At 59.0% G+C, this 12703-nt stretch carries 9 protein-coding genes; 4 read left to right on the top strand and 5 right to left on the bottom strand.

What is annotated here, in order from left to right:
* Window positions 1-42: 42 nt before the first annotated feature.
* The 4 genes from ACM6IK_RS07420 to ACM6IK_RS07405 all read right to left on the bottom strand — a co-directional run bounded on the left by ACM6IK_RS07420 (window position 43) and on the right by ACM6IK_RS07405 (window position 5698).
* Entirely contained in the window at window positions 43-948 is a 906-nt protein-coding gene (locus ACM6IK_RS07420) for an amino acid ABC transporter substrate-binding protein (RefSeq protein ID WP_414873781.1), read from the bottom strand.
* 48 nt (window positions 949-996) lie between these two features.
* Complete coding sequence (gene potE, locus ACM6IK_RS07415; protein WP_414873780.1) at window positions 997-2337, bottom strand: putrescine-ornithine antiporter; 1341 nt, start codon at window positions 2335-2337, stop codon at window positions 997-999.
* 80 nt (window positions 2338-2417) lie between these two features.
* The gene (gene speF / locus ACM6IK_RS07410; RefSeq protein WP_414873779.1) at window positions 2418-4601 is read right to left on the bottom strand and encodes an ornithine decarboxylase SpeF; all 2184 of its coding nucleotides are present in this window, start codon (window positions 4599-4601) and stop codon (window positions 2418-2420) included.
* 224 nt (window positions 4602-4825) lie between these two features.
* A complete protein-coding gene (locus tag ACM6IK_RS07405; RefSeq protein WP_414873778.1) occupies window positions 4826-5698 on the bottom strand; it encodes a DNA/RNA non-specific endonuclease in 873 nt (290 codons plus the stop codon).
* Window positions 5699-6047: 349 nt separating this feature from the next.
* On the opposite strand from ACM6IK_RS07405, the gene ACM6IK_RS07400 reads away from it, so the two are divergent.
* The 4 genes from ACM6IK_RS07400 to ACM6IK_RS07385 all read left to right on the top strand — a co-directional run bounded on the left by ACM6IK_RS07400 (window position 6048) and on the right by ACM6IK_RS07385 (window position 11812).
* Window positions 6048-7556 (top strand): PLP-dependent aminotransferase family protein, encoded by a 1509-nt coding sequence (locus ACM6IK_RS07400; protein WP_414873777.1) that lies wholly within the window; start codon window positions 6048-6050, stop codon window positions 7554-7556.
* A 112-nt stretch (window positions 7557-7668) separates the two neighbouring features.
* Window positions 7669-8739, top strand: a complete 1071-nt coding sequence (locus ACM6IK_RS07395) for a sugar phosphate isomerase/epimerase family protein (RefSeq protein ID WP_414873776.1) — start codon at window positions 7669-7671, stop codon at window positions 8737-8739.
* A gap of 51 nt (window positions 8740-8790) precedes the next feature.
* Window positions 8791-10056 carry an MFS transporter gene (locus ACM6IK_RS07390; protein WP_414873775.1) on the top strand — a complete coding sequence of 422 codons (1266 nt, stop codon included), beginning with the start codon at window positions 8791-8793 and terminating at the stop codon, window positions 10054-10056.
* 268 nt (window positions 10057-10324) lie between these two features.
* Entirely contained in the window at window positions 10325-11812 is a 1488-nt protein-coding gene (locus ACM6IK_RS07385) for a sensor histidine kinase (RefSeq protein WP_414873774.1), read from the top strand.
* On the opposite strand, the gene ACM6IK_RS07380 is transcribed toward ACM6IK_RS07385, so the two are convergent.
* Entirely contained in the window at window positions 11802-12506 is a 705-nt protein-coding gene (locus tag ACM6IK_RS07380; protein ID WP_414873773.1) for a response regulator, read from the bottom strand. The two genes, ACM6IK_RS07385 and ACM6IK_RS07380, sit on opposite strands and share 11 nt — an antisense overlap.
* Window positions 12507-12703 lie beyond the last annotated feature (197 nt).

Raw genomic sequence — 12703 nt, 5'->3', positions numbered from 1 at the left:
AGTAGCATTACGTCCGTGGACCGCCCGTTGCCAACGATGCCACTAAGGCAACGCATACACCCTGAACAGTTTTTCCACGGTAGCGTTGGACCCGCCCAGGTACTGGTCGTAGGCCTTTGCTATGAAGCCCGAGTAATAGGCTTCACTCAGGGCCGTATCGACCAGCAGGCGGAAGTCTTCGTCGTTGCGATCCACGATCATCGCCACCGGCGAGTACTCGAAAATACGGTCCAGGAGCATCAGGTTTTTCGCCGCGCCTTCCTTGGTGACTTCATTGCGCAGCAGCATGCGTTCGGAGAAGAAGGCATCGGCCTTGCCCTCGGCGACCAGCTTGACGCCCTCGTCGTTGTTGGCCACGGTCACCAGCGAGGCGATCACGTTGAGCAGGCGCATCTGCTCGCGAATCCAGTCTTCGGTCACCCCTCCCTCGATGGTCGCGTAGGTATGGTTGGCCAGACCATTGTTGATGCTGGCACGCCAGGTCGGGCCAGTATTGGCGACCTTGCCATTGAGCACATTGAGCAGCGATTCGCGAGCATCGTTGCGCACCACGACCGAAAGGCCGGCGGTGTAGATCGGTATGGAGTAGCTGATCATCTTGCGCCGTTCCAGGGTGGGCGGTGTCGGCGTGCAGAGGATATCGACTTTACCCTGGCTCACCGCGTTGACCTCGTCCGAAATCTTGACGGGCTGATAGCGCACTTGCAGGTCGGGCAGACCTAGCTCGCTCTTGAGCTTGTCGGCGACTTTCAGGCACAGGTCGATGGCATAACCGCTGGCTTTGTCGCCTTCCTGTTTGCTGAAAGGGGCCAGGTCCGGCAAGTAGCCCAGGGTAAAGGTGTGGCTGCTGCGCACGCGTTCAAGGGTGTTGGCGCCTGCCACGAGCGGCAGCGTCGAGAGTGCGAAGGCAAGCAGCAGTCTGGTGGTTGTGGCAAATGGTACGTTCATGTCCGGTTTCCCCGTATGCAGATGTCTGTGCAGTCCTGATGGCCACGCCTAAAGGTTGCCGGCCCTGGCCTGGTTGGCGGGTGGCGCTTCGGTGAAGCGTTTGGCGAGGAATCCATAGAGCAGGTAGCCGACAGCGAGTACCAGGGTGCCACCCATCACCGCGTCCTTGCCGCAGGCATACAACGCGTACAAGGCGTACGTGATTGCAATCAGCAGGACCACCACGTTACGCGAGCGTATGGCCGACGAGACCCCGGCCTTGTGCATGATCACCAGCAGGCCGGTCATCGCCGTTATATAAGGGATCAGGTTGGTGACCGCTGCCAGGCTGACCAGCTTGCTGAACTGTGCGGCGGCGTCGGGCGAGATGGTCGACAGGGCCAGGACAGTCTGCAGCACACCGCAAACGATCATGCCGACGACGGGCGCATTCATCGAGTTGACCTTGCTGAACAGCTTGAGGAACAGGTTCTGGTCAGCCGTCATCTTGGCGGTTTGCGCCAGGGTAAATTGCCAGCCCAGCAGCGAGCCGACACAGGCCATGACCGCCAGGGCCATGACGATATTGCCCACCATCGGGCTGAACATCGTCGCATAGACCAGCGCGAAGGGTGCGGAGGACTTGGCCAGTTCGTCATTGGGAATGATGCCCTGGATGACGGTGGTCGACAGCACATAGACCACGGCGGCACCCAGGGTGCCGAACAGGCAGGCCAATGGCACGTTGCGCTTGGGGTCTTCCACGGCATCGGTGGCCTGGGCCGCCGATTCCATGCCGAGGAAGGCCCACAAGGTCAGGGGAATCGCCTTGCTGATGGCTTCGGAGATCGGCAGGCTGTTGGGGTTCCAGGCGGCGGCCAGCACATCGGGCTTGAACCAGAACCAGCCGATGATGCTCAGGCCGGCTACCGGAATGATCACACCCCACACCGTGAACGCGCCGATCTTGCCGGTGATGCCCGGCCCACCGAAGTTGGCGAAGGTGGTCAGCCAGATCAGTGCGATCGTGCCGATGCACAGTGGAATCGCACCCGTGCCCAGCCAGGGCACGAAGGCCGTCATGTAGCCCACCGCCGAAATGGCCACGGCCACGTTGGCGATGGCCAGTGACAGGAAGTACAGGTACGAACAGAGGAAAAAACCCGACTTTGCATGGGCCTCTTCGGTGTAGGCGGACAAACCACCGGAGCGTGAGCAGAAGACGCCACACTGGGCAAAGCAGTAGGCGATGGCCATCGAACCGATCGCCGTGAAGATCCACGACAACAAAGAGACCGCACCCAACTGAGCCATGTTGGTGGGCAACATGATGATACCCGAGCCCATCATGTTGACCGTTACCAACGTCGTGAGCCCCATCAGGCCCATTTTCTTGCTTGAATCAGCCATCGCAAACTCCTTGCCCTGTTCAGAGAGTTAACCCCGGGGCCCGCTGACCTGACACCTGCCACCGAGTACGAGGGTGATCCTTACTGCTTGACTACATAGCCATACGCCCGCGTGCGACCGCCTTCGTGCTGCAGATAAACGCCTTGCAGTTCCGGTGTGAAGCCGGGCAAGCGGTTGATGCCCTCCTCCAGCGCCAGGAAATACTTGAGCACTGCGCCACCCCAGATTTCCCCCGGCACCACGCACAAGACGCCCGGCGGGTAAGGCAGTGCGCCCTCGGCCGCAATGCGACCATCGGCATCTGCCAAGGGCACCAGCTCGACGTTGCCACGGATGTACTCGATTTGCGCTTGCTGCGGGTTCATGGCCTTTTTCGGGAAGTGCTCCTTGCGGAACATGTCCTTCTGCAACTGCTGCACGTTGTGGCTGCGATACAGGTCGTGCATTTCCTGGCAGAGCCTGCGGATGGTGTAGTCGCGGTAGCGTTCTTCGTACTGCATATAGATCGCGGGCAGCACCCGACTCATCGGCGCGTCGTCCTGAATGAAGCGTTCGAAACGGGCGATCTGTGCCGCCAGGTGACTCATCTTTGCCCAGTCTTCGGCCGGGGTGAGCAGGAACAGAATGGAATTGAGGTCGCATTTTTCCGGAACGATGCCGTTCTCGCGCAGGAAGTTGGCCAGGATGCCGGCGTGAATGCCGAAGTCGGTGTAGCTGCCGTCCACCGGGTCGATGCCCGGCGTGGTGAACAGCAGTTTGCACGGGTCGATGAAGTACTGCTTGTCGGCATAACCGGGAAAAGCATGCCAGCGATCCTTGGGATGGAACTCAAAGAAACGGATATCGCTGGCGATAGCGTCGGTCGAGTGATCCTGCCATGGGCGCCCATTGATGGTATCCGGCACGAACGGGCGGACAAGGGTGCAGGCTTCGATGATCAGCTTGCGCGCATTGATGCCGAACTTCACACAGTCGTCCCACAGGCGCAGACCACTGCGTCCCGAGTGGATGCGCGCGTTGACATCCAGCGAGGCGAACAGCGGGTAGAACGGGCTGGTGGACGCCTGGGCCATGAAGGCGTTGTTGAGCCGGTGATGGTTGCAGTAGCGGGCCTGACCTTTGATGTGCCGGTCTTTCTTGTGGATTTGCGAGGCCTGAGAGAAACCGGCCTGTTGTTTGTGCACCGATTGCGTGACGAAGATGCCCGGGTCGTTCTCGTCCAGATCGAGCAACATGGGCGAGCAATCCTTCATCATCGGAATGAACTGTTCGTAACCGACCCACGCCGAGTCGAACAGGATGTAGTCACACAGTTTGCCGATGCGGTCGACCACTTGCCGGGCGTTGTAAATGGTGCCGTCATAGGTGCCCAGTTGAATGATCGCCAGGCGAAACGGCCGTGGCAGTTGCGCCTTGTCCGGGGCGACTTCGGCGATCAGTTGGCGCAGGTAGTTTTCTTCGAAACAGTGGGCGTCGATGCCGCCGATGAAGCCATAAGGGTTGCGCGCGGTTTCCAGGTAGACCGGCGTGGCGCCGGCCTGCAACAGCGCGCCCTGGTGATTGGACTTGTGGTTGTTGCGATCGAACAGCACCAGGTCGCCCGGGGTCAACAGGGCGTTGGTCACCACCTTGTTCGAGGCCGAGGTGCCGTTGAGCACGAAGTAGGTCTTGTCGGCGTTGAACACTTGCGCGGCGTGTTTCTGTGCCAGCAGCGCCGGGCCTTCGTGGATCAGCAGGTCACCGAGCTTGACGTCGGCGTTGCACATGTCGGCGCGAAACAGCGTCTCGCCGAAGAAGTCGAAAAACTGCCGCCCGGCCGGGTGCTTGCGAAAGAACTGGCCGCCCTGGTGACCGGGGCAGGCAAAGGTCGCATTGGCGGCTTCGGTGTAGTGTTTGAGCGCATCGAAGAACGGCGGCAGCAGGCTTTCTTCATAGGCCCTGGCCGCGGTTTCCAGTTGATTGCCGTAGTACTCGGCATTATTGCTGGACAGGTCGAACACACCGTTGACCTGCAAAATCACATCCTGCAGTTGTTTGTAGACCTCCAGGGAACGATTGCTGCGGCCCTGAGAGGCCACCAGGAAGATGGGGATGTCGAAGCCGGTACGCTTGATGGCATCCAGCGCCCCTGCTGCCAAATCATCTTTCGAGAGTACGGCGACGGCGACATCGGTAAAGTCAGTCTGGTCGAGTCGGACGATTTCACGGGCATTACGAAAGCAATCCCGGACCGCGTCGCTCGCAGCGATTTTCAAAGCGATCATAACCAGAATCTCTCGGTCTGTTTGACGTTGAAGTTCCTGGGACGCGTATGTGTGGAGGCATCATATCCCGGGGTCAGGAGCGATTGCCCTATTGGGTATAGTTCATTTTTAGTATTTGTTACTTCTTGCTGAATTTATTTCCTTGACCTTGTTTTTGCGTGGTTAATGGCAATGAAACACCCCATCGGTTGCATTCAACCTTTGGGGTGCTGCTCATCCAGCCATCAGGTGCGCCCTGCGGAACCTGTGACAGGCAAGTTCCCGAGCAGTTTGAGCCCGGTACTCTTCACGAATGCCTCATAGTCCATCGGCTTCTCGATACGGGTTTCAGCATTAGGCAGCACGTAGGCCCAGGCACGTTTGGACGATGCGTCGTACACCAGCTTGAACAGTCGGGTCGGTACCCACACCTGGTTGTCGCCAACGGTGGAGTGGCCAGGGTCAAACAGCGGGCCGGTAAAGACAAACACGTTGCCATCGGCGCGCTTGGCAAACTTGCGGACATCAGACTCGATCTTGCTCCAGATCTTGCGGTTGTTGGTCGGGTCTTGCGGCACCATGTTCGACAGCGCAAAGGATTGGGCCATTGCATTGGGGTTCGGTGCATCGGCTGCCGGGGATTGGTGACCACGGTCCACGGCCGGATGCTGGCTGCGGTAGTCGCTCAACTCGGCGCGCCCACTCTTGGGAATGCGTGGGTCCGGGTAGAACTGGTTGGTGCGCTCCTCCCCTTTGGCATCCTGCAATTGGGCCGCGTTCAGACGTTCGACCACAACCAGCGGGGTCTTGCTGGTTTGCGAGTACAGCACCGCGAAGTTGTCGGAACACAGCGCCAGGGGTTTCATGGTTGCCGGCACAGTGGCCGTGTTGATCGGTTTCGCTGCCGGGAACAGATCTGCGCAGCCGTCAAACGATGCCTGTTTCTGTTTGCTTGAATAGAGATCCAGGGCCGCGTTCTGGCTGATCGAGCCCGAGCGGGACGTTTGTTCATGTTGCGCGGTGGGCGGCTTGAGAATGTCCAGCAGACTGCGGGCTTGCGCCCCGGTCGAGAGCAAAACAAGGGCCGACAGCCCAACTGCAATTTTGCGTAGGTGCATGCTTAAAATCTTCGAATGGGATTGAGGGGTAAACGTATGGCGAGTCCCGATTCACGGAACCGGGTAGAGGGCGTTGCTGATTATGTGGCGGCGAGCATGCTTTCACTGTCCTTGATCAAATTACCGATGCGGGGCCGGTCGGTTCCGGGCAATTCGACCGCGGAGGGTCGTGCGGGGGTTATGGACCATGACAAGATACGTTAGTGCCGGGCGGCGGTTGGATTCTATTGGCCAGTGCTCGTCGAAGAAGCGGACCGGATGACATATCCAGTACCGCTCGATACCCTTTCGCACCCGGGTGCCTGACGGCAATTCAGGCCCAACCACACTCCATCCAGACGAACAAAAAATGAAATCCTCCGCAGGTTTGTTGTTGTCGGGTATCGAGCTGGACCGCGCCAGCTCCATCCCCTTGTACCGCCAACTCTACTTGCAGATTCGCAAACAGATTCTCGGTGGCAGGATTCAGGGCGGCGTGCGTCTGCCGTCTACCCGCACCCTGAGCAAAGAACTGCAGCTGTCGCGAATCAGCATTCTCAACGCGTTCGATCAACTGATTGCCGAAGGTTTTCTGACGTCGCGCACCGGGGCCGGGACTTACGTCGGCCATGAATGGGAAGGCCGCGGTACTGATGACGCAGAACACCAGCCCCAGCCGCCTCGCCTGTCCGACCTGAGCCAGTCCATGCTGTCGTTGCGCAGCGATCACTTTCGCGGCGTTTCCTATGCGGACTGGGCGACCGGGAGCCCGACCTCGTTCCTGCCCAGCCACAGTGCCTACGATGCGTTTCCGCAATCAGTCTGGAAACGGCTGATGAACCGCCACCTGCACAAGCCGACCAAGGCCATGCTCGGTTATGGCGAACTGCAAGGTTTACTGGCCCTGCGCGAGGCGATTGCCGAATACGTCTTCGATGCCCGGGGCATCGACTGCACTGCCGGGCAGGTGGTCATCGTTTCCGGCGCCCAGCAAGCCTTCAACCTGCTGGGCATGCTGTTGCTCAATCCGCAGGACAGCTTCTGGATGGAAGATCCGGGGCATATCGCGGCGCGCATTGCGCTCCAGGCCCAGGGGGGGCTGGTGGTCCCGTTGCGTATCGACGAACAGGGGATCGATGTCCGGCAAGGTGTGGCGTTGTGTCCTGACGCTCGCCTGGTGTTTACCACGCCTTCCCGTCAGCATCCCTTGGGCATCACCATGAGTTATGCGCGGCGCCAGGAGCTCATCGACTGGGCTGCGCGCAATCAAAGCTGGATCATCGAGGACGACTGCGACAGTGAATTTCGCTACAACGGCCGCCCCCTGCCGGCACTCTATGCCATGGATCAATGGGCCCGGGTCATCTACGCCGGAACCTTCAGCAAAGTGCTCTTCCCCTCGCTACGGCTGGGTTACGTGATACTGCCGAACGCCCTGATCGAACCCTTCTGCACCTTGCGGGCGGTCATGGATCGCAGCCCGCCCACGCTGCTACAGGCCGTCACGGCGGACTTCATGCGCGAAGGCCACTTCCTCGGTCATATTCGTCGAATGCGTGCGCTGTACCAGGCTCGCCAGCAAGCACTGGTCGAACAACTGCAGCGACGGTTGGGCACTTTCTTCAGGATCACGCCTGTTGAAGCCGGCATGCACCTGATCGCCTGGTTACCCGCGCATCTTGACGACGACGCCATCGCCCGGGAACTCGGCCAGCATGGCATTCATACCTATCCCCTGAGTGACTACTGCCTCGAGCATGTCCTGCCGCCGGCCCTTTTGATCGGCTTTGCCAGCACCCCTGAGGACCAGGCCCAAGCGCGGGTCGAAGCGCTTGCCCATGCCTTGAGCGACATGGGCCATCTGCAGCAGGCCACCTGACGCAAGGCAAGTGGTCTTATGATTTAACTGATAATGGATCTATCGAGAGTTCCTGACTGGCGCGATAAAGGCTGCGCCGGTAGACCCGGCGTCTGAACCAGGAACGACTCGAATGAACAATAAGATCCAGGAACGATTCAACGCCTTGCTCAGCCATAAGGCTGCCCGGGCCGGGGCTGCCCCCGTACTGACTGAGGCACTGGCCCGCCAGTTGCTCGACCGGCTTGGGCAACTGCGCCTGTTTGCCCATGCCTACCCCTTGCTGACCAACCTGACCCACGGCCGCGTGACACCTGCTGACCTGCTGGACTTCGCCTATCGCCACGAGCTGCAGGGGCTGAGCCTGCACTTGCTCGACGGTGAGGAAAACAGCCTGAGTCAAATGACGCCCGCGCAGCTTCAGGCGTTTGCAGACAAGGCCAATGCACTCGGGCTGGACGTGCATCTGGAAATCAGCAGCACCCTGAAAAAAGATGTCGATCAAGTGATCGCCGTTGCCAAGGCGTTGGGCACCCGCAACATCCGTGTCTACTCACGCTACGAAGGGGCGCTGTCGCGGGTCATGGACCTGATCGAGTCAGACCTGCACTACCTTGCGCAGCAGGCAGACGAGCACGACCTGTTCTTCGACTTCGAGCAGCATGAAGAACTCAAGAGCGACGAGATCGCGCAACTGCTGAGCCGCCTGAACCACCCTCGCCTGCACGCCCTGTTCGACTTCGGCAACATGATCAATGCCTGCGAACAGCCCCTTGCTGCGCTGCGTAACCTGGCGCCGCACATACGCCAGACCCACCTCAAGGGTGTGCGCATCGTCCCCGAGCAAAACGCATTCGGCCATTACGGCGTGTTGCAGGGCTGTGACGAAGACGACCTGCCCAACGCACGCATGTTGTTCGAACTGCTGATGCTCGGCGAATCAACCCCGCAAGTGATCGCCTTCATTCTCGAGCAGGAAAACCACTACGTTGCTCCGGCGTTCCGCCAACTCGACGAAGCCGCCGACCCGTTCATTGCCTACCGGGAAATGAGTGAAACAGCGCTGCCGGAAGGCTTCTCGCTGGAACGAATGCTGGCCGATGAACACCGTTGGGCCAACAACCAGGTGGCCTATGTACGAGGTCTGCTGGCCGAGTTCCGAACCCTGGCCGAGTTGACCCTGGCCCATTGCGCTGACGACTGAACCTGGCGTGCCCACCGGCACTGCCTACCCAATTACGCCTGGAGAACAATAATGACATCCCAAGACAAGGCCAAATGGCTCAGATTCCTGATTCTCATCCTCGGTGGCGGCACCATCTACAAGCTGGCGAATCTCAAAGACGCCTTCTACATTCCCATGCAGGAGTTCATGGGGCTGTCCCACACTGAAATCGGCGTGCTGCTGAGCGCCAACGCCATCATCGCCACCGCGCTGTTCGTGGTCGGCGGCATGCTCGCCGATCGGTACGACACGCGTAAGCTGATCCCCCTCGGCCTGATCGGTACCGGCAGCCTCGGGCTCTACCTGGCGACCTTTCCACCCTTCAGCAATCTGCTGATTGTGTTCTGCCTGCTGGCGGTATGTGCCGACTGCCTCTTTTGGCCTTCGCTGCTCAAAGCCATCCGCAACCTGGGCGACGATAAGGAACAGGGTCGCCTGTTCGGCCTTCTCGAAGGCGGACGTGGTGTCATCGATACCCTGGTCGCCTTCTCTGCGCTGGGCGTGTTCGTCGCCATGGGCTCCGGTGAGAACGGTCTGAAGTCGGCGATCCTTTTCTACTCGGTCATCGACATTCTTGCCGGTACCCTGACCTGGCTGCTGCTCAAGAGCGGCAATACCCAGTCGACCGCCAAGCCGAAGAACGGGTTGTCGAACCTGCTCGAGGCCATCAAGGTGCCGGGCATCTGGCTGGTCAGCCTTAACGTGTTCATGGTCTACATCGTGTACTGCGGCCTGACCTATTTCATTCCCTACCTCAAGGACATGTACGAACTGCCCGTCGCCCTGGTCGGCGCCTATGGCATCATCAACCAGTACTTCCTCAAGATCCTCGGCGGCCCCGCCGGTGGCTTCATTGCCGACAAGCAGTTCAAGAGCTCCAGCCGCTATCTGAAGTGGGCATTCCTGGCGTTGTTGCCGCTGATGGGCGTGATCATGCTCATCCCGAAAAGCCCGGGTTTCATCTACGCGGGCATGGCAGCCACCCTCTCCTTCGCGCTGATTGTATTTTCCATGCGCGGCGTGTTCTGGGCACCCATGGGCGAAGTCGGCATTCCCCAGCACATCACCGGTTCAGCCTTCGGGATCGGTTGCCTGATCGGTTATGCGCCGGGCATGTTCGCCTACGTCATCTATGGCGCAATCCTTGACCACTTCCCCGGTCAGCAAGGCTACAACTACGTGTTCTCGTTGATGAGCGTATTGGCCATTATCGGGTTCATGGTCTCCAGCCTGCTGCATCAAGCGGTTCGCAAGAATTCCACGGTCACCGGCAAGGTCAGCGCCGCGCAAGCCTGAACATAGGTCGGGTGTACGCCTCGCAACACATCGCCGTGCGGCGCTAACCGAAACCTCTCGGTTAGCGCCGCACGAGCGCCACCATCCAGCAGCACTGACGGTGCTCTTGCTGATCATCCGTAGTGTGTAGTCCATCGGTGAAGCTGTCGGATCGCCATACAGTGAACTACTGTCAGTCATGGGCGTAGCGCCCACAGCCAATCTCCAGATATCCGTTGAGTTGCAGGGTTTCCAACCGACTTATCACGATGATCAGGGAACCAGGTCGATGGCAAAAGATGCAAAAGCCGAATCGGAAAACGCGAATTTTACCGCGCTGGAGACTGAGGCTCTGGTCGAACCAGCCCCTGTTTGCGATGCGTCTCGCAATGGAATCTGGCGCACACGGATCAGGGTCAAGGCGCGCAATCTGAGTCGCTCGACCCAGTTTGTCATTGCCGCTGCGGTGATCCTGGGACTGACCATGTTCTTCGTCGGCAAACTGGTGAGCGCACGAATAGAAAGTGCCGCGGTACATAGCGCAGCAGAAGCAGGCGCTCAGTACATGGATACGTTTCTGGAGCCCTATGTGCAGGAGATGAGCCGGGACAACAAACTCTCGGCGGCAAGTGTCCAGTCTCTGGACCACCTCACGGAAAGTCGTTCGCTCAAACATCATATCGTCTCGATCAAGATCTGGCGGGCGGATGGCACGGTGGTCTACAGCACGAATAAAGCCATCACCAACCACACATTCCCACTGGATGAGATCACCGAGGCACTCAAGGGCAAAGTAGTCACCGACCTTGAAGGGCTGAACGAGGATGAGAACGAGTTCGAGCGCAGCCTCAACGTGCCGCTCTATGAGATCTACGCGCCCCTGCGGGATTCAAGCACCAGGAAAGTCATCGCGGTGGGCGAATTTTATGAAAAGGCCGGTAGTCTCAAGCGCGAGATCAATCGCGTCCGAGAGCAGGTATGGGTGGTCGTTGGCGCCGCGACCCTGGCAATGCTGACGCTGCTTTTTTTCATCGTGCGACGCGGTGACAAGATCATCCAGCGCCAACAAGTGGCACTGCGCTTACGACTGCAGGAGCAAGCCCGTCTGCACATCAGCAATGCCGAACTGCAGCGCAAGATGGCGACGGCTACCCAGGAGTTTTCCCATGTCAACGAACTCACCTTGAGGCGCATTGGTGCAGACTTGCACGATGGGCCGGCGCAGTTATTGACCTTGATTCTGATCCGGCTCGACGACCTGGCCGAAAACTGTTCCGATGTCGATCAGGAGTCGCTGGAAACCATTCGTGGCGCCGCCACCGACGCATTGCGTGAGGTCCGCGATTTATCGCGAGGTCTGGCACTTCCGGAAATCAATGAGTTGAGCCTGGTGGAAGAGTTGCAACTGGTGGCGCAACGGCACGAGCAACGCACTGGCACCAAGGTCACATTAACCCTGGGACTGCTACCGGAGGCCGCGCCACTGCCGCTCAAACTCTGTTTGTACCGTTTTGTGCAGGAAGCCCTCAACAACGCTTACCTGCATGCCAACGGCGAGGGTCAGGTCATCCAGGCGCAATACATTGATGACGTATTGAACATCAGCGTCAGGGACAGTGGTCCAGGCATGGCGGCAGACGCCATGCTGCAAGGGGCATCCGGCAGAACCCGATTGGGGCTCGCCGGTTTGCGTTATCGCATTGAATCTCTGGGTGGGTTGTTCAGCATCGACTCTGGCGTCTCTGGTACGTCGGTCAATGCACAGTTCAAGCTCTAGGGGGCGTTCCGGCATCCATTGGTGTTTTCGCTGCACCGGTGTGAAGTCGCCCGACAGCTTCGCGCTCCCTGTAATGCCGTAGAGCCGTGACCGCTTCGACACGATTTCTGGCGTGCAGTTTCTGCATCACGCAACCCATGTGGTGCTTGACGGTTTTTTCGCTGATCATCAGCTTTGACGCAACCTCCCTATTGGTCAGCCCCTTTGAAACTTCACGAATGACCTCCTCCTCGCGATGGGTCAGATCAATCGTGTGATTTTGCGCTTCGTGCTTCTTGTCGTTACTCAGCAGTTTGTTGGCGAACTCGGGGGTGATATACGTCTCCCCCCTGGCAACCGATCTGATTGCCAGGACCAGTTCCGGTCCGCTGACTCCTTTCAACACATACCCGCGCGCGCCGGCCTCCAGTGCCAAAAAGGCGTCATCTTCGGATTCCGAAACCGTCAGCATCAGTACTTTCACATTCGACAGTTGAGTGGAAATGAACCGCACCGCGGCGAACACATCGCCCGGCATATTGACGTCCATCAACATCACATCCGGACGGATCTTGCGGGCAATATCCATGGCATCCTGCGCATTGGCGCCCTGCTCCACGACCTGAAGATCCGCCCGCTTTCTCAACGTATTGGCAACACCCTCACGCAACATCGGATGATCGTCGGCAATGCCGATGCGAATGGTTGGATTCATGACGCGCTCCCGAAACGATCAGCACTCGTACACACATTGATTAATAGCAGGGAACCGGGGACGCCGCCGGTTGCCAGTCGCATGCCCCGGGCGCCCGGCGTTCGGAAATCAGACTTAAGTCGGACCCAATTCGATCGTCAACAAACGTTCACTATGACAGGACTCTGATTTTCAGACGCCAACCCATTGTTTTAAAA

The organism is Pseudomonas sp. IT-196MI5, from assembly GCF_949767415.1.
Taxonomy (GTDB): domain Bacteria; phylum Pseudomonadota; class Gammaproteobacteria; order Pseudomonadales; family Pseudomonadaceae; genus Aquipseudomonas.
This window is presented reverse-complemented; position numbering and strand designations above follow the sequence as displayed.

Excerpts from the sequence above, each read along its gene's own strand:
- speF (WP_414873779.1), bottom strand. The coding sequence starts at position 4,601 with ATGATCGCTTTGAAAATCGCTGCGAGCGACGCGGTCCGGGATTGCTTT.
- ACM6IK_RS07405 (WP_414873778.1), bottom strand. The coding sequence starts at position 5,698 with ATGCACCTACGCAAAATTGCAGTTGGGCTGTCGGCCCTTGTTTTGCTC.
- ACM6IK_RS07400 (WP_414873777.1), top strand. The coding sequence starts at position 6,048 with ATGAAATCCTCCGCAGGTTTGTTGTTGTCGGGTATCGAGCTGGACCGC.
- ACM6IK_RS07385 (WP_414873774.1), top strand. The coding sequence starts at position 10,325 with ATGGCAAAAGATGCAAAAGCCGAATCGGAAAACGCGAATTTTACCGCG.
- ACM6IK_RS07420 (WP_414873781.1), bottom strand. The coding sequence starts at position 948 with ATGAACGTACCATTTGCCACAACCACCAGACTGCTGCTTGCCTTCGCA.
- ACM6IK_RS07395 (WP_414873776.1), top strand. The coding sequence starts at position 7,669 with ATGAACAATAAGATCCAGGAACGATTCAACGCCTTGCTCAGCCATAAG.
- ACM6IK_RS07380 (WP_414873773.1), bottom strand. The coding sequence starts at position 12,506 with ATGAATCCAACCATTCGCATCGGCATTGCCGACGATCATCCGATGTTG.
- potE (WP_414873780.1), bottom strand. The coding sequence starts at position 2,337 with ATGGCTGATTCAAGCAAGAAAATGGGCCTGATGGGGCTCACGACGTTG.
- ACM6IK_RS07390 (WP_414873775.1), top strand. The coding sequence starts at position 8,791 with ATGACATCCCAAGACAAGGCCAAATGGCTCAGATTCCTGATTCTCATC.